The following is a 16,360-nucleotide window of genomic DNA, read 5'->3' on the forward strand; positions in this document are numbered from 1 at the left end:
GGGAGAGTAGGTCACCGCCGGACAATCTTTTACGAAAAGGGCTCCCACCATGTGGTGGGGGCCCTTTCGTGCTTTCACGGCCCCCCTTTTTTTCAGCGGCGCTCCCGGGTGGCCCAGCGGTGTCCCGGACTTCCGGGCGTTGAAGGCCGGGGCCGGCAGACGCGTAGGAGCAAGGGCTCCAGGGGAGCTCCCGGGCCTTTGTGAGGGGAAGGGGCTCGCCGTGAGACGGAAGCCCTTTTCGCTTCACGGGCGTCACGTTCTGACGGTGGTCACCGGATCGGCCTGGGCACGACGAAACCCTCGACGCACAACCCTAGACGTGGAGCTCGCCGGAAAGAACGGTCACCGCGTTTCCCGCGAGTTCGACCCGGTCTCCTCGCACGGTCGTGCGGACCACGCCCCCACGCTCTGACAGCTGGGCACCCACCAGGCTGTCGGAACCGAGCTTGGCCGACCAGTACGGCGCGAGGGCGCAGTGGGCGGACCCCGTCACCGGGTCCTCGGGAACTCCGGCCGTGGGAGCGAAGAACCGGGACACGTAGTCGGCGCCCGGACGCGAGGCCCGAGCCGTCACGATGACTCCTCGTGCGTTGACGGCCTCCAGCGCCCGGAAGTCAGGGGCGGCGGCGAGCACGGCCTCCTCGGACTCGACCTCCACGAGGTAGTCCCAAACATTTTTTCCTGTCCAAACAGGTTTAAGTCCCAGCGCATCGATCAGTCCCTCTGGAGGGGGTGTCGCTTGGAGTACCTTTGCCGGGAAATCCATGTGGATTAAACCGGATTTATCCCTGGTCACGGACAGGATTCCGCTCTTCGTTGAGAATTCGAGGGTTTCTGGGACCGTTCCCGTGGAATACAGCACATGCGCCACGGCCAGGGTCGCATGCCCACACAGGGTGACCTCGGTCACCGGCGTGAACCATCGGAGCTGGTACGGTCCGCCGTCCTCGGCTCCAAGCAGGAAGGCTGTCTCGGAGTGCCTCATCTCCGCCGCTACGGACTGCATCCAGGCGTCAGGAACCGGATCGCTGAGTATGCAGACCCCGGCGGGGTTACCCTTGAAAAATTCATCGGTAAACGAATCGACCGTGTAGATGAGCATGACGCGATGCTAGCGGCGCTGGAGATATCGGTTGAAGTTAGGTCAGGGGATCGGGCAAAGTCGTAGATCAGACCAGTGCGGTAGCCGTACAAAATGGAAATAAGCGCTGGGCGTGTCGCGTGGCGAACTTCATGTCGTCGGTTACCGTCCAAGGTGTAGGGACAGGCCGGGCACGGCGTGGTCCTGGCGAAAGGACGAGCCGATGGGGGCAGTGCGCAAGGTGGCGAGCTACCTTGGCCTGGGCGGGGCCGAGCATTATGACGAGTCCTACGACTACGGGGACGAGATCGAGGGCGAAGAGGAAGACTGGCAGTCTGCCTCGGAGCGCGCAGCCAAGCGCTGGCGCGCGATGAACGAGCCCTCGCGGATCGTGATGCTGACACCGATGAAGTACAACGACGCACCGGTCATCGGGCAGCACTTCCGCGAAGGTCAGACCGTCATCATGGACGTGAGCGGGATGAGCACCGCCGAGGCCACCCGCATGGTCGACTTCGTCGCCGGGCTGGCGTACGGCTGCGAGGGGCGCATCGAGCGGATCGCGGAGAAGGTCTTTCTGCTGGCTCCGGCCGAGGTGGAGATCACCAACGGCTGACATCGAGGCTGCCGCCCGCATATCGCGGGCGGTCAGCCCGCCCGAGGACCCCTGCGGAGCAGGCGGATGAGTTCGGCCAGGTCGGAGGTCGCCGTCTTGATCCGGCCCTCCGACTCGTGGGCGTACTCGTGCAGTGCCCACACCGCGCCCTGGGCGAGTTCTCTGAGCTCGGAGAGCCGCGTGACGACGTATTCCGCGTGGGCTCGCTCACGCTGCCGCCTACGCCACAGTCTGTAGGCGCCTCCGGCGGCCGGCAGGAGTGCGAGCAGCGCGAGAGGGAGGACGGGGAGGACGAGCGCGACCACCAGGATCACCGGAGCGAGGGCGAGCAGTGCGTAGGCGGCCCAGGGGCGGCCGCGGGCCGGAGCGCCCTCGGTGGTGATCCGCTCCTCGGCGGCGCCCAGCGACTCGGGATCAGGGCCCTCGGGCCTGAGCGTCACACGGTAGCCGAGGATCGGTATGGTGACCGACTCGGGGGCCTCGGCGCGGGTGGCCTCGGCGAGGCTCTCACCCGCCGTCCGCACGATGGGCGCGGCCACGTGCAGCGCGATCGCGGCCAGGGAGGGGTGGGAGCCGGGGCGCAGGTCGCCGAGCAGGTGCTCGGTGAGCGACCTCATCGGCCGTTCCGGGGCGTCCGCACCGGCCAGCCGGCGGAGCACGGTCAGCGGCTCGTCCTGGCTCCACACGACGGTCGCCTCGCTTGAACGGTCCGTCTGCGCGGCGGTGACGAACGCGAGATCGCCCAGGTCGCGGCTCGCTCCCCCCGTAGGGCCGGGCGCCTCGCCGACGGTGTCACCGTCAGGCCGGGCCGCGGAACCGCTCGTGGGACCGCTCACGGAACTCGTCTTCTCGGTGACGACGGTGCCATCGCCCCTGCTTTCGCGGGCCGAGGTGATCTCGGTGCAGCGGTCGAGCAGGTGGGTGAGCCGGGCGGCGGCGTGTACGGGGTCGGCCAGCTCGGGAAGCCCAGCGAGCTCCTCGAAATCGGCCAGAGCCGGTGACACGGCCGCGGAGGGCTCGTCGGGGATGAGCGCACGCAGCCACCGGTCTGGCTCGGACACGGGAGAGGCGGTCATCGCGTCGAGCTTGCGGAGAACGAAGATCTTGCCCGCCGGGCCGTACGCCCCCCGGGCGGCGGCGAGCCAGAGCGCCCGCTGGCCGTGGGTCACCGGGCGTTCCAGGGAGAGCTCCCCGAAGGCGGTGCCGAGCCATGAGGCGTGGATGCGGTCGCCCTGGCCGGCCACGGCGAGGGCGAGGCAGAGGAAGAGGGCGGTCCGCTGCTCGTCGCGTTGCGCGGCGCGGGCGAGGGGTTCGAGCGACTCCTCGCCACGCGTGATCAGCACGAGCGCCTCGACGGCCGGGGCGAGCCAGTGATCGGAGGCGGTCTCGAAGTCCACCGGCATCCCGAGGGGCACGATGCCGGTGGCCAGATCGGTGAGGAGCGAGTCGATGCCTGAAGTCGTTCCCAACCCGGTGCCAAGGTTCGCGGTGTCCCTGCTCAGGCCCGCGGTCAGGTCGGTGCCGGGGTTCGCGGTGTCCGTGTTCAGATCCGCGGTCAGGTCGGTGCCGGGGTTCGCGGTGTCCGCGCTCGGGTCAGCGGCCGGGGCGGTGCTGGAGTTCGCGGTGTCCGTGCTCAGGTTCGCGGTCAGGTCCGTGCTCAAGGCAGAGAGCTCCTCGAAGTTGTGACCGATGACCGCGCCAGCGTATTGCGCTTCGGATATCCCCGCAGGGAGGCGCGCCGAACATGACTTTGCCAGATGATCGCCTTCACTTTCTCAATAAAGACGATCATCTGGTGGACAGGTTACATGCGCTCGGGCACCGGGACGCCAAGAAGGCTCAGGCCGGTCTCCATGACCTTCAGGGTCAGTGCACACAGGGCGAGCCGTGAGGCGCGGACGGCCGGCTCGACGTCCTCCCTCAGCACCGGGCAGTTCTCGAAGAACGTGGTGAAGGCGCTCGCGGTGTCGAAGAGGTAGGAGGCCGTCTTGTGCGGCGCCGAGTTCTCCGCCATCTCCTCGACGACCGAGCCGAACCCGAGGAGCTGCAGCGCCAGGGCACGCTCGGCCGGATGGCCGAGCACGATCGGGCCGGTGGCTTCGGCCGGGTCCACCCCGCCCCTGCGGAAGATGGAGCGGATGCGGGCCTGGGCGTACTGCAGGTAGGGGCCGGTGTTGCCGGTGAGGGCGAGCATGCGGTCGAAGTCGAAGACGTACTCGCTGTCGTGGCTGACCGACAGGTCGGCGTACTTGACCGCGCCCATGCCGACGTCGTGCGCGATCCTCGTGCGCTCGGCGTCGGTGTAGTCGCTGTCCCTGAGCACCTCGGCGGCCCTGGTCTCGGCCTCGTCGAGCAGCTCCACGAGCTTGATGGACTTACCGCTCCTGGTCTTGAACATCTTGCCGTCGGAGCCCAGCACGCTGCCGATCTGGATGTGCTCGGCCCTGACGTGGTCGGGCAGCCAGCCCGCCATCCTGGCCGAGTCGAACACCAACGACATGTGCAGCGACTGGGTCGCGCCGATCACGTAGAGGATGCGGTCGACCTTGAGGTCCTGGACCCGGTAGCGGATCGTGGCCATGTCGGTGGTGCCGTAGCCGTACCCGCCGTCGCTCTTGCGGATCATCAGGGGCAGCGGCTGACCCTCGCGGCCGGTGTAACCGGGCGGGAAGACGCAGAGCGCGCCGTCGCTGAGGACGGCGACGCCGCGCTCCTGCAACTCGTCGCAGACCTGGGCGAGCACGTGCTTGTACATGCTCTCGCCGGCGATGTCGTCGTCGGTCAGCGTCACACCGAGCTGGACGTAGACCTTGTTGAAGTAGCGGAGCGTGGCGTCCATGAAGATGCGCCACAGGCGCATCGTCTCCGGCTCCTCGGCCTGCAGGGTGATGACCCGCGCGCGGGCGCGCGCGTTGAACTCGGGGTCGGTGTCGAACTTCAGGCGGGCCGCCTGGTAGTAGGCGTTGCCCTCCCCGGCCTCCAGCTGGGCGACGGCGGCCTCCTCGCCGATGTCGAGGAGGTGCTCGATGAGCATGCCGAACGGCGTGCCCCAGTCGCCGAGGTGGTTCTGCCGGATGACCTTGTTGCCCAGGTGCTCGTGGACCCGGGCGAGCGCGTCACCCACGATCGTCGTGCGCAGGTGGCCGACGTGCATCTCCTTGGCCGCGTTGGGCGCGGAGTAGTCGATCACGATGGTCTGCGGCGGGCTGGACAGGCCCACGCCGACGCGCGGGTCGGCGAGGATCTCGGAGGCCCGCGCCGCGATCCATTCGTCGGAGAGGGTGAGGTTGAGGAAACCGGGGCCGCTCACCTCGACGCTGCCGGGGAACGGGTCGTCCTGGGCGTCTCCTGCCCGGCCGGTGAGGTGCTCGGCGATCTCCTGGGCGACCTCCCGCGGGGCCCTTCGCAGTCGCTTGCTCAGGCTCATCGCCACGTTCGCCTGGTAGTCGGCGAACTGCGAGGGGCGGATCAGCGGGTCTGCTTCGGAGTATTCCGCACCGAAGGCGGCGGCCAGTGCCTGCTGGACGCGCTCGGTCAGTGCGAGCTGCGGGTCGGTCATGCCCTAAGGGTATCGGCTGGCCGGTCCTGAACAGATTGGATATCACCCTGGATCGGCGCGCTTCGACGGGATCGAGTGATCATGAAGACGCCCGTCAGCACGGCCCCGGCGGTGACGCCGAGTCCGGCCGCGGTGAGACCGGCGGCAGGGCTCGCGATGGTGAGCGCGAAGAACTCGCGGACGAACGGGATGGTGAGGGCGAGCGCGAACATCCCGGCCATGGAGGCCACGAGCGCGACCCGCCACCACACGTAGGGGCGGGCGACCAGGGCCAGCACCCACCAGGCGGCCACGAACAGCGTGATCACCGCCGAGGTGCGGCTCTCCTCCAGGGGGGAGGACCCGCTCTGGGCGATCCAGTACGACAGGTAGACGGCGGTGGCGCAGACGATCCCGGCGGGGACCGCCAGGCGCAGGACGCGGGGTACGAAGCCGCTTCTGGCGCGCTCGTTGCTCGGTGCGAGCGCGAGGAAGAAGGCGGGGATGCCGATCGTCAGCGCGTTGATGAGCGTGGAGTGCCGGGGAGCGAACGGGAACGCGAGCCCGATGACCCCGGTGAGCAGGGAGAGCACGATCGCGTAGAAGGTCTTGGTCAGGAAGAGCCCGGAGACCCGCTCGATGTTGGCCAGCACCCGGCGGCCCTCGCCCACCACGGAGGGGAGACCGGCGAAGCCGTCGTCCATCAGCACGATCTGGGCGACCGCCCGGGTGGCGCCGCTGCCGGAGCCCATCGCCACGCCGAGGTCGGCGTCCTTGAGCGCGAGCACGTCGTTCACGCCGTCGCCGGTCATCGCGACCGTGTGCCCGCGCGACTGGAGCGCGCCGACGAACAGCCGCTTCTGGTGCGGGCTGACCCTGCCGAAGACGGTGTGGGTCTCCATGATCTCGGCGAGCTTCTCGGGGTCGTCGTCCGGCAGGGTGCGGGCGTCCACCGCGCGCTCCCCACCGGGAATGCCCAGAGAGGTGACGATCGCCGACACCGACTCCGGGTTGTCGCCGGAGATGACCTTGAGGGTGACGCGCTGCTCGGCGAAGTAGGCGAGGGTCTCGGCCGCGTCGGGGCGGATCCGCTGCTTGAGCACGACGACGGCCGCGGCCTCGACGGTGCCGAGGTCGTCGGGGTCGCGCAGCGAGGCGACCCGGCACAGGGCGAGCACCCGCAGGCCGGTGGCGGCGAGCGCCCCCGCCTCCTCGTACGCCGGGCTGCCGGGCGGCAGGAGGACGTCGGGGGCGCCCAGGACCCAGCCGCCGTGGCCGTCGAATTCGGCTCCGCTCCACTTGCGGGCCGAGGAGAAGGGGACCTTGGTGAGGGCGGTCCAGTCGGGGGAGTCGGGGTATCGGGCCTGGACGGCGAGGGCGGTGGGGTTGGGGTGGGGATCGATGTTGGCCAGCGCGGCGAGTGCCTCGTGCACGGGCAGGTCGTCGCGGAGCGGGCGGATCTCGTCGAGTTCCATCCCGCCCGAGGTGAGGGTGCCGGTCTTGTCGAGGCAGAGCGTGTCGACCCGGGCCAGGATCTCGATCGCGGGCAGTTCCTGGACCAGGCAGCGGCGCCTGCCCAGCCGGATCACGCCGACGGCGAAGGCGATGCTGGTCATCAGGACCAGGCCCTCGGGGATCATGGTGACGATACCCGCGACCGTGCCGGTGACGGCCTCGCCGACACTCGTCTGCCTGCTGACCTGGCTCCAGGTGAGCAGGGCGCCGATCGGGATGACCAGCCAGGTGACGTACTTGATGAATCGCGTCACGCCTTCGCGCAGCTCCGAGTGGGACAGACTGAACGCGCTGGCCTCCTCGGCGAGTCTGGCCGCATAGGCGTCGCGGCCGACTCTGGTCGCGACGTAGGCGCCTCTCCCGGCGACCACGAAGCTGCCGGAGAGGACCTCGTCGCCGGGGTCGCCGGGGTCGCCGGGGTCGCCGGGACGCTTGTGCACCGGGTCGGCCTCGCCGGTCAGCAGTGACTCGTCGACCTCCAGCCCGTCGGCGTCCACCACCTCGCCGTCGACGAGCAGCTGGTCGCCGGGGCGGAGCAGGACGAGGTCGCCGAGTACGACCCGCTGGGGCGGGATGTCGGTGTCGACGCCGTCCCTGCGGACCTTGACCGGGGACTCGTTGACGATGGCGAGCCGGTCGAGGGTGCGCTTGGCGCGGAGCTCCTGGATGATGCCGATGCCCGCGTTGGCCACGATCACCAGTCCGAAGAGGCCGTCCTGCCACTCCCCGAAGATCATGATCAACACCCAGAGGGCCCCGATCACCCCGTTGAAAAGGGTGAGGACGTTGGATCTGAGGATCGCCGAGACGGACCTGCTCGACCTGCGCCTGACGTCGTTGACCTGCCCCGCGGCCACCCGCTCGGCGACCTCGGCCGAGGTCAGTCCCCGCTCCGCCACCTGCTCCACCCAGTCCCCCGCCCGATCGACTGGGACTCAGGGTACGCGGGGCCGGAAAATTCGGTGGAAGGTGTGTGCAGATACATCGGAAATATCACCCCAGGTAGGCGGCTCGTGCGCGGGTGTCATCTGAGCCGGTGTCTTGCTGGGGATTCGGTGCGGATGTCGGTGTGGCGGATGGGACCGGCGTAGGTGTCGCCGGATGGCCGTGTGCGCGGGGCCGTCCGGGTGTCGCCGGAGAGGCTGCGGTTGCCGGGCGCGGGTGTCACCGGAGACGGTGTCATGCCTGGGTGTCACCGGAGACGGTGCCGTGGGTGGGGGGCACCGGAGACGGCAGCACGCGTGGGTGTCCCCAGAGGCGGTGCGGGCGGGGGGCTGAGGCGAGGCGCTCGCCGATGCGGTTGACCACGCCCTCCCGGGCCAGCGTGGCCGCGAGCACGCAGGCCGCGCTCACTCCCTTCGCCTGCGAGGCGCCGTGCGCGATGACCACGGTGCCGTTCAGGCCGAGAAGTACGGCTCCGCCGTGGACCTCGGGGTCGAGCCGCCGGTAGAGCTCCCTGATGCGCCTCCTCTGCAACAGGCCGCCCACCCTGGCCGTCCGGCTCTCGTTGATCGTCTCGCGGAGCTCCGAGAAGGCGTAGCGGACGCTGCCCTCCATGGTCTTGAGTGCCACGTTGCCGGTGAAGCCGTCGGTGACGATGACGTTCACGGTGCGGGTGAGCAGGTCGTGCCCCTCGATGTTGCCCGCGAAGTCGAGGCCGGGGGCCGCCGACAGCAGCTCGTGGGCTCGCTTGACGAGCTTGTTGCCCTTCTCCGGTTCGCTGCCGATGGTGAGCAGGCCGACCCTGGGGCTCTCGATGCCCAGGGCGGTTTCCGCGTAGGCGGCGCCGAGGTGGGCGAACTGCACCAGCATTTCCGGCTTGACCTCGGCGTTCGCCCCGGCGTCCAGCAGGACGGTCGGGGTGGGCCTGGTCGGCAGGGCGACGGCGATGGCGGGCCTGAGCACCCCCGGCTGGCCACGCAGCCGGAGCTTTCCCGTCGCCACGATCCCGGCGGTGGAGCCTGCGGAGACCACGGCGCAGGCGTCGCCTCGCCGTACGAGGTGGCAGGCGACGGCGATGCTGGAGCGGGGGCGGCGCAGGCTGGCGAGCGCGCCCTCGTCCATGGCGAGGGCCTCCTCGGCTCGTACGATCGGGATCTCGGTGGTCGCGTCGTGCTGGGAGAGCGCCTCGGCGAGGGGGCGGGGAGCGCCGACGAGCACGATGGAGATCCCGTGCTCTCGTACCGCCCGCACGGCTCCCGCCACGATCTCGTCGGGAGCGTTGTCGCCGCCCATCGCGTCCAGGGCGATGGGCATGACGCCGGGAGCATGGGTCTCAGGCAAGCGGTCACCTCGTGCGGGATGGTTTGTCCGCATCGTAGGCGGGTTCAGGACCTGATCGGTCCGTCGGGTCGATCAGGGAGTGCCGGGGAGATTCCAGTCGCTTCTCTCCCGCGAGACAATGATCTTGCCGAAGGCGGCCCGGCCGACAACCCTGATGACCGGCCCTTCTCCGTCGCCCGTGCCGCCGGAGACGGCGCGTTTGGCGAACAGGGCGTCGACCTCGTCGATGACATGGGCGTTGCGGGGGACCCTGACGATCAGCTTGCCGCAGTAGGAGTTGACCTCAAGGGTGATCTCCCTGCCGGGGAGAACCGCCTCGGACAGGTCGACGATCAGCGCGCCGAAGGTGGCGCTCAGCGCGGTGTGCCGCCCGGCGATCCAGCGCCCGCCGCGCACGACCTTGCTGAAGACGGCGGCGACCTCCTGCCGCTCGGCGGTGGCCACGCGGGCGGGAGCGGTGGTGTCGGGCAGGTCGCGGGTGAGGGGGGCGAGATCGTTCATCGTGACGGCGGCGTAGGCGGCTTCCAGGCGGTCGGCGTGCTCGACGCTGGTCAGGCGGCCGGCGGCGAATGCCTCACTCAGCACTGCGGATGCATGGTCGCGGTCGGCGTCCGAGGCGCGCAGAACGGGGTCGTAGGACGTCATGACTGCGAGTGTACGGCTATTCAAGATATATCGCGATATCCATCACGGCAGAAGAAATTACCTAGATATGGAACCGACCGTAGGTCGATTTACGTCGTGTATGTAACGTGCACGTGACGCGCGAAAGGCTGGCAAGGTTTACAGCGACAGCGACAAAAATCTCGGCGAAGGACTGGTGATCTTGAACGAAGGCGCCAAGCGTGGGTTCCGTGCCTACACCGTGAAACATCTCGACGACCTGCTGCGCAGAGGCGGTCTGGACGACGCCGAGCGGCTCCGGATCAGAGCGGTGGCCACGGTGTTACCCTTCCGTACCAATGCCTACGTGGTGGATCAGCTCATCGACTGGTCCGCCATCCCCGAGGATCCCATCTATCGGCTGGTCTTCCCCCAGGAGGACATGCTGCCCGAGGCGGATGTCACCAGGCTGGCGGGTCTCCTGGAGGCCGGGGCGGGGAACGCGGAGATCCAGGCGGCCGCGAACAAGGTGAGGGCGGGGCTCAACCCGCATCCCGCCGGGCAGCTCGACCTCAACGTCCCGCGCGTCGCAGGGGAGGCGGTGCCCGGCATGCAGCACAAATACCCCGAGACGGTGCTCTTCTTCCCCAAGCAGGGGCAGACGTGCCACGCCTACTGCACCTACTGCTTCCGGTGGGCACAGTTCATCGGGGAGCCCGACCTGAAGTTCGCCTCCGACGACGTCGACGCCCTCCTCCGCTATCTCAAGGACCACCCCGAGGTGACCAGTGTGCTGTTCACCGGCGGAGATCCCATGATCATGGGTGAGCCGGTGCTCCGCCGCTACCTGGAGCCGCTGCTCGACGTCGAGCAGCTCGAATCCATCCGCATCGGCACCAAGTCACTGGCCTACTGGCCGCAGCGGTTCGTCTCCGACCCCGACAGCGACGACACGCTCCGCCTGTTCGCCTCCGTGGTCGAGGCGGGCAAGAACCTGGCCTTCATGGCGCACTTCTCGCACCCCAGAGAGCTGGAACTCCCGATCGTCGAGGCCGCCGTCGCGAGGATCACCGCCACCGGCGCGGTCGTCAGGACGCAGGCGCCGCTGATCCGGTCGATCAACGACGACCCCGGGGCCTGGGCGGCCATGTGGCGCAGGCAGCTCACCATGGGCATGGTCCCGTACTACATGTTCGTCGAGCGCGACACCGGACCGCAGGACTACTTCGCGGTGCCGCTCGCGAGGGCTTATGAGATCTTCAGGGACGCCTACGCGAGCGTTTCCGGGCTGTGCCGCACCGTGCGGGGCCCGTCGATGTCCGCCACGCCCGGCAAGGTCTGCCTGGACGGCGTCGCCGAGGTCGCGGGGCAGAAGGTCTTCGTGCTCCACCTCATCCAGGCGCGCGATCCCGAGCTGGTCGGGCGCCCCTTCTTCGCGAGGTACGACCCGAACGCCGTGTGGCTCACCGACCTGCGCCCGGCCTTCGCCGACCGCTTCCCCTTCGAGCTCGCCACCGCCGCCCCCCAGCGGCTCTCTGCCTGATCCGCCCTCGGTGCCGTCCTCTCGGCGGCTTGTCCCGCCTCCCGGTGGGCCCAGGTGGCCCCGTGGGGCTTGGCCGGCGGAGGGTCGGCGAAACGGGGGGAGGCCGGGTCGGTGGCCACCGACCCGGCCTCCCCGCCGGCTCAGCGTCCCGGGCCTCGTACGGAGGTGCGACGGGCGATCTCGGCCTGGAGTCTGGCCATCTGCCAGTGCAGCTCGATGAGCTGCTCGGTCAGCTGGAGACGCGGAATCTCTGATGGGTCCTCGACGGACAGGTGGTCGATCGCGGTGGACAGCTCTCGCATCGCGCGCCCCCACTCCATGACGGCTTCCTTGGATCGAAACAACGTTCGAATCATACCGGAACACCGAACACGCTGTCAGTCAATTGCCTCCCGTGTCCCGCCCGGGGACGTGCCGGATCGCTAGTTCTGGTACTCGGGCGTCACGTATCCGCGGGCCAGAGTGTGGGCGGTGATGTTGAAACCGACCACGGCGGGCGGGGCGTCGGCGCCGACACCGAGCTTCTCCACGTCGAGGGCGTGCACCGCGAAGATGTAGCGGTGCGGGTCGCCGGGCGGCGGTGCGGCGCCGCCGTAGGCGTTGTGGCTGTAGTCGTTGCGCCCGTGCACGCCCACGCCGCCGTCACCGGCACCCGCGCCGGCGGGCAGCTCGGTCACGTCGGCCGGGATGTCGAACAGCAGCCAGTGCCAGAACCCGCTGCCGGTGGGGGCGTCGGGGTCGAAGCACGTCACGGCGTAGCTGAGGGTGCCCTCGGGAGCGCCGGACCAGCGCAGGTGGGGAGAGACGTTCTGGCCGGTGGAGCCCCAGTCGTTGAACACGTGGGTCTCCGCCATGCGCTCACCGTCGCGGACGTCGTCGCTCTCGACGGTCAGCGCGGGGACCTGGGGCAGGAAGTCATATGGAATCGGTGGCCGCGTGGACACGATTCACCTCCGATGGAAGCGTCTTGTCGGTCGCTTCTCATCCTGCCCTGCCCACGGACCGCGTAGCGATCAACGCCCCGGTGATCGAAGACCGCGTGATCGGAGACCCGTGGTCAAAGGGCGCGTGATCGTCGATCGGACCGGTGTCGTCGAAGGCCGCCGGTCGAGCTCGTGGCTCGGATTCGTCCGATCACCCGCGTGATCGGGCTCCCGTCGCGGGCGCGATCAGACCTTGTTGTAGGCGGCGAGGACCGTCTTCGGGTCGCCGTCCATCTTGATCTTGCCCTTGTGCAGCCAGAGGACCCGGTTGCAGGTCTCCTCGATCACGTCGAGGTTGTGGGCGACGAGGAAGACGGTGCCGGCCTCGTCGCGCATCTTCTTGATGCGGTCCTGGCTCTTGCGCCGGAACTCGCGGTCACCGGTGGCGAGGGCCTCGTCGATGAGCAGCACGTCGTGGGACTTCGCCGAGGCGATGGCGAAACGGAGCCTGGCGCCCATGCCCGAGGAGTATGTCGACATGGGGAACTGCACGAACTCCCCGATGCCGGAGAAGTCGACGATGTCGTCGTACTTCTCCTTGACCTGCTTGGGGTTCATGCCCATCGCGTAGCAGCCGAGCACGATGTTGCGCTCGCCGGTGAGCTCGCGCATCAGCGCGGCGTTGACGCCGAGGAGGGAGGGCTGGCCGTCGGTGTAGACGGCGCCGGAGTGCGGGGGCAGCAGCCCGGCGATGGCGCGCAGCAGCGTGGACTTGCCGGAGCCGTTGCGGCCGACGATGCCGATGGCGTCGCCGTGGCGGGCCACGAAGGAGACGCCGCGCACGGCGTGCACCTCCTTCATCTGCGGCCGTCCCTGGCGCTTGACGAGGCGCATGAGGGCGTTGACGGCGTTGCCCTTCTCCACGTCGCTCGCCGCGCCGTACACCCGGTAGATGATGTGCAGGTCGTCCACGATGACCGTGGGGGCGCCCTCGGGGACAGGGGCGGGTTCCGGGTTGGGGTGCACCCTGACGTCCGTGCTCGGCACGGCGGGCTCCTCGGCCTTCACTCGGGACAGCTCCTCGGTCAACTCAGCCACGGCCGTACTTCTCCTCGGCTCGCCAGAAGTACCAGAAGCCGCCGAGCAGAGCGAACAACGCCCAGAATACGCAGACCGCCCAGATGTAGGGACGGGCCGGGTGGGTGTGCATGAGCAGGTCCCGCATGAGCTCGATGTACGCGGCGGCGGGGTTGAAGTACATGACGTCGGCGACCCACTGGGGGAGGCCGGCGCCGTTGGGGCCCACGACCCTGTCCTCGATGGAGAAGAAGACCCCGGAGGCGTAGAGCCAGGTGCGCATGATGAAGGGGAGCAGCTGGTTCAGGTCGCGGGCGGTGGAGCCGACCCTGGCGAGCACCAGGCTCGCACCGACGTTGAACATGGTCTGCAGCGCCAGGGCGACCGGAATGAGCAGCCACAGCAGGGTGATCTTCTCACCGGTGATCAGCACCAGCCCGAACAGCACGCCCATGGAGATGAGCAGCTGCTGGAACTCCTGGATCGTGTAGGCGAGCGGGAGCGAGGCGCGCGGGAAGTGCAGGGCCCGGATCAGCGACAGGTTGCCGGAGATCGCCTTCGCGCCGCTGCTCACCGAGCGCTGCGTGTAGGTGAAGACGAACATCCCGGTGATGAGGAAGGCCGGGTAGTTGGGGATGCCCTTGCTCGCGCCCAGGATCACGCCGAACATCAGGAAGTAGATGGCGGCGTTCATCAACGGGGTGAGGACCTGCCACAGCTGGCCCAGGGCCGAGTTGCTGTACTTCGAGACGTTGCGCGAGGTGGCGTACGTCGTGATGAAGTGGCGTCGTTCCCACAGTTGGCGCAGATAGACGGGCAGACTCGGGCGTGCGATGGCACGCCGAAGACCGTGACGCGCGGCGAGCTTGGCCAGCGGCTCTTGCCCCTGGGCGGGGGTGCCGTTACTCGGGCCGCCCGCCTGGGCGTCCGCGATCGCGGATTCCGGCTGGCTCATGGCAAGGACTCTATTGGATGCGAGTGAATGAAGTGCCTGCGGCGGGGGTTCGCCGCACACATTGGACGGGATCTCCGGGCAACAGGTTCCAGGGCAATTGTGCGGTTCTTCTGCGGGAGACCTGGCCCTTCGCGGTCAGGTCAGCGCAGGCCCAGGTCAGGGTCATGGGAGGGCAACGGATGCGATCAGTGTCGGCGCGGGGGTATTTTGGCGTGACCGTTCACGTCCTACGTGTGCCTGGATGTCGTTTTCATGTACATCCGAGGTCTTGGTCTCGTTGAGTTGACAGGCATATGACATCGAGTCAGTCAATGCGTGACCGAACTGCAACATCACAGATATAAGTCGGTGTGGAGCAGTAGGGGATAGTCGCGAGCGATCGGTGTGGCGTCAGCACCCGGACAACGGCAGCGGGAAGCAGGGACCACAAGATCCTCCTTCGCGGTGCTCGGGGTCACGGAGCTCAGTGTCGACGCAAGCCTGCAAAGGGAGGATTTACCGCAATGCGTGTTACCAAGAGTGCCCGGTTCACCGCCGGCGCCGCGTTGCTCGCCCTCGCGCTGACCGCGTGTGGTGGTTCGACGTCCCCGGACGGTGGGGCGGCAGGGGCCGACCAGCCCGTACGGATGGAGCTCGGTGAGCCGCAGAAGCTCTTCTATCCCGGTGACACCACCGAGTCCGAAGGCTCCGAGGTCCTCGCCGCCATCTTCGCCCCGCTGGTCGGCTACGACGAGAACAAGCAGGTCGTGGACGAGGTCGCCGAGTCGATCGAGTCGCCGGACAACACGGTGTGGACGATCAAGCTCAAGCCGGGCTACACCTGGCACAACGGCGAGAAGCTGATCGCGCAGAACTACGTCGACGCGTGGAACTACGCCGCCAACCAGGACAACGTCCAGGGCGCCAACGGCTTCTTCAGCCGGATCGACGGCTGGGCCGACCTGAACCCCGGCGAGGGCCAGACCGTCTCCACCAAGGAGATGAAGGGCCTCAAGGTCGTCGACGAGAGCACCTTCACCGTCACTCTCGGCAAGCCGTTCTCGCAGTTCAAGACGATGCTGGGCTACACGGCGTTCTACCCGCTGCCCAAGGCGGCCTTCGGCCCCGACGGTAAGATCACCGAGGAGTACGCCAGGAAGCCGATCGGCCAGGGCTACTTCCAGATCGACAAGCCCTACAACAAGGGCACCGACCAGACGATCGACCTCACCCGGTACGACGCCTTCGCCGGGACGAAGCCGAAGTTCGCCAAGCTCCAGTTCAAGCTCTACACGAGCCCGGAGACCGCGTTCAACGACCTGGCCGCGGGCAACCTCGACATCCACGACTCGCTGCCCCCGTCGGCGATCGCGAGGGCGAAGTCCGAGCTCGGCGAGCGCTACATGGACGAGGCGGACGCCGGCGTCGGCTACATCGGCTTCCCGATGCAGTACAACAAGACGTACGCGAACGTGAAGGTCCGCGAGGCCATCTCCATGGCCATCGACCGCAAGACCATCGCGGAGAAGGTCTTCTCCGGCACGCGCGCCCCGGCCGACGACTTCATCAACCCCCTCCTCGACGGCTACCGCGCCGGCGCCTGCGCGGCCTGCGGCTACGACCCCGACAAGGCCAAGGCGCAGTACGCGGAGAACAACGGTCCCAAGACGCTGGAGCTGGGCTACAACACCGACGGCCCGCACAAGGAGTGGATCGAGGCCGTCGCGAACAGCCTCCGCGCCAACCTGGGCATCGAGGTGACGGTGAAGCCCTTCGAGAAGTTCGCCTCGATCCTCGACGAGCTCGACAAGAAGACCTACGGCGGCATGTTCCGGATGGGCTGGGCGATCGACTACCCGTCGGCGGAGAACTACCTGACCCCGATCTTCTCCACCGTCGCGATCAAGACCGGCTCCAACTACGCCGGCTGGTCGAACAAGGAGTTCGACGAGCTTCTGTCCAAGGGTGACACCGCCTCGACGCAGGAGGAGGGCCTGAAGTTCTACCAGCAGGCCGACGACATCCTGATCAAGGAACTTCCCTACATTCCGGTGTACTTCTACCGGACCAACGCCGCGTTCTCCCAGCATGTCAAGGGCGTCAAGATCAACCTTCTCAACCAGATCGAGTGGGCCGAGGTCGAGAAGACCGGCTGACGAACGGCTGAGGGGGCGGGCGGGAGCCCTGCCCCACCGGCCGCCCGGAACGATCTCGCGGCACCGCGCGACCCGCCGGTCAGCGAGATCG

Annotated in this window: 13 protein-coding genes; 3 read left to right on the plus strand and 10 right to left on the minus strand. The window is 68.3% G+C overall.

Annotated features, from left to right (window positions below; genetic code table 11):
* Positions 1–313: 313 nt before the first annotated feature.
* Positions 314–1,102, minus strand: coding sequence for a PhzF family phenazine biosynthesis protein (locus ACIBH4_RS38830; RefSeq protein WP_362770104.1), 789 nt, complete (start codon positions 1,100–1,102; stop codon positions 314–316).
* Between the two features lie 202 nt (positions 1,103–1,304).
* Here ACIBH4_RS38830 and ACIBH4_RS38835 point away from each other — a divergent pair, with 202 nt between their 5' ends.
* On the plus strand, positions 1,305–1,697 hold the full coding sequence (locus tag ACIBH4_RS38835; protein ID WP_362522176.1) for a cell division protein SepF: 393 nt from the start codon (positions 1,305–1,307) through the stop codon (positions 1,695–1,697).
* Between the two features lie 32 nt (positions 1,698–1,729).
* Here the strand turns inward: ACIBH4_RS38835 and ACIBH4_RS38840 are convergent, their stop codons facing one another.
* From ACIBH4_RS38840 to ACIBH4_RS38860, 5 genes are all read right to left on the minus strand, one after another.
* Positions 1,730–3,358 (minus strand): hypothetical protein, encoded by a 1,629-nt coding sequence (locus ACIBH4_RS38840; RefSeq protein ID WP_362770106.1) that lies wholly within the window; start codon positions 3,356–3,358, stop codon positions 1,730–1,732.
* Between the two features lie 143 nt (positions 3,359–3,501).
* Positions 3,502–5,256: an arginine--tRNA ligase gene (argS, locus tag ACIBH4_RS38845; RefSeq protein WP_362522172.1), complete on the minus strand. Its 1,755-nt coding sequence runs from the start codon at positions 5,254–5,256 to the stop codon at positions 3,502–3,504.
* Positions 5,253–7,658, minus strand: coding sequence for an HAD-IC family P-type ATPase (locus ACIBH4_RS38850; RefSeq protein ID WP_362770108.1), 2,406 nt, complete (start codon positions 7,656–7,658; stop codon positions 5,253–5,255). The genes argS and ACIBH4_RS38850 overlap by 4 nt, the downstream gene beginning before the upstream one ends.
* A 271-nt stretch (positions 7,659–7,929) precedes the next feature.
* Positions 7,930–9,006 (minus strand): phosphate acyltransferase PlsX, encoded by a 1,077-nt coding sequence (plsX, locus tag ACIBH4_RS38855; RefSeq protein WP_362522180.1) that lies wholly within the window; start codon positions 9,004–9,006, stop codon positions 7,930–7,932.
* A 99-nt stretch (positions 9,007–9,105) separates the two neighbouring features.
* On the minus strand, positions 9,106–9,678 hold the full coding sequence (locus ACIBH4_RS38860; protein ID WP_362522168.1) for a DUF1707 domain-containing protein: 573 nt from the start codon (positions 9,676–9,678) through the stop codon (positions 9,106–9,108).
* Between the two features lie 175 nt (positions 9,679–9,853).
* On the opposite strand from ACIBH4_RS38860, the gene ACIBH4_RS38865 reads away from it, so the two are divergent.
* Complete coding sequence (locus ACIBH4_RS38865; protein ID WP_362522166.1) at positions 9,854–11,179, plus strand: lysine 2,3-aminomutase; 1,326 nt, start codon at positions 9,854–9,856, stop codon at positions 11,177–11,179.
* Between the two features lie 140 nt (positions 11,180–11,319).
* Here ACIBH4_RS38865 and ACIBH4_RS38870 read toward each other — a convergent pair whose 3' ends face one another.
* The 4 genes from ACIBH4_RS38870 to ACIBH4_RS38885 all read right to left on the minus strand — a co-directional run bounded on the left by ACIBH4_RS38870 (position 11,320) and on the right by ACIBH4_RS38885 (position 14,134).
* Positions 11,320–11,499, minus strand: coding sequence for a hypothetical protein (locus tag ACIBH4_RS38870; protein ID WP_329086969.1), 180 nt, complete (start codon positions 11,497–11,499; stop codon positions 11,320–11,322).
* A 102-nt stretch (positions 11,500–11,601) separates the two neighbouring features.
* On the minus strand, positions 11,602–12,123 hold the full coding sequence (locus tag ACIBH4_RS38875; RefSeq protein ID WP_350950267.1) for a YbhB/YbcL family Raf kinase inhibitor-like protein: 522 nt from the start codon (positions 12,121–12,123) through the stop codon (positions 11,602–11,604).
* Positions 12,124–12,348: 225 nt separating this feature from the next.
* The gene (locus ACIBH4_RS38880; RefSeq protein ID WP_362522163.1) at positions 12,349–13,200 is read right to left on the minus strand and encodes an ABC transporter ATP-binding protein; all 852 of its coding nucleotides are present in this window, start codon (positions 13,198–13,200) and stop codon (positions 12,349–12,351) included.
* Positions 13,193–14,134, minus strand: coding sequence for an ABC transporter permease (locus tag ACIBH4_RS38885; RefSeq protein ID WP_362522161.1), 942 nt, complete (start codon positions 14,132–14,134; stop codon positions 13,193–13,195). The genes ACIBH4_RS38880 and ACIBH4_RS38885 overlap by 8 nt, the downstream gene beginning before the upstream one ends.
* A gap of 503 nt (positions 14,135–14,637) precedes the next feature.
* On the opposite strand from ACIBH4_RS38885, the gene ACIBH4_RS38890 reads away from it, so the two are divergent.
* Positions 14,638–16,269 carry an ABC transporter substrate-binding protein gene (locus ACIBH4_RS38890; RefSeq protein WP_362522159.1) on the plus strand — a complete coding sequence of 544 codons (1,632 nt, stop codon included), beginning with the start codon at positions 14,638–14,640 and terminating at the stop codon, positions 16,267–16,269.
* Positions 16,270–16,360: the final 91 nt, after the last annotated feature.

The organism is Streptosporangium sp. NPDC050284 (genome assembly GCF_044459525.1).
Taxonomy (GTDB): Bacteria; Actinomycetota; Actinomycetes; order Streptosporangiales; family Streptosporangiaceae; genus Streptosporangium.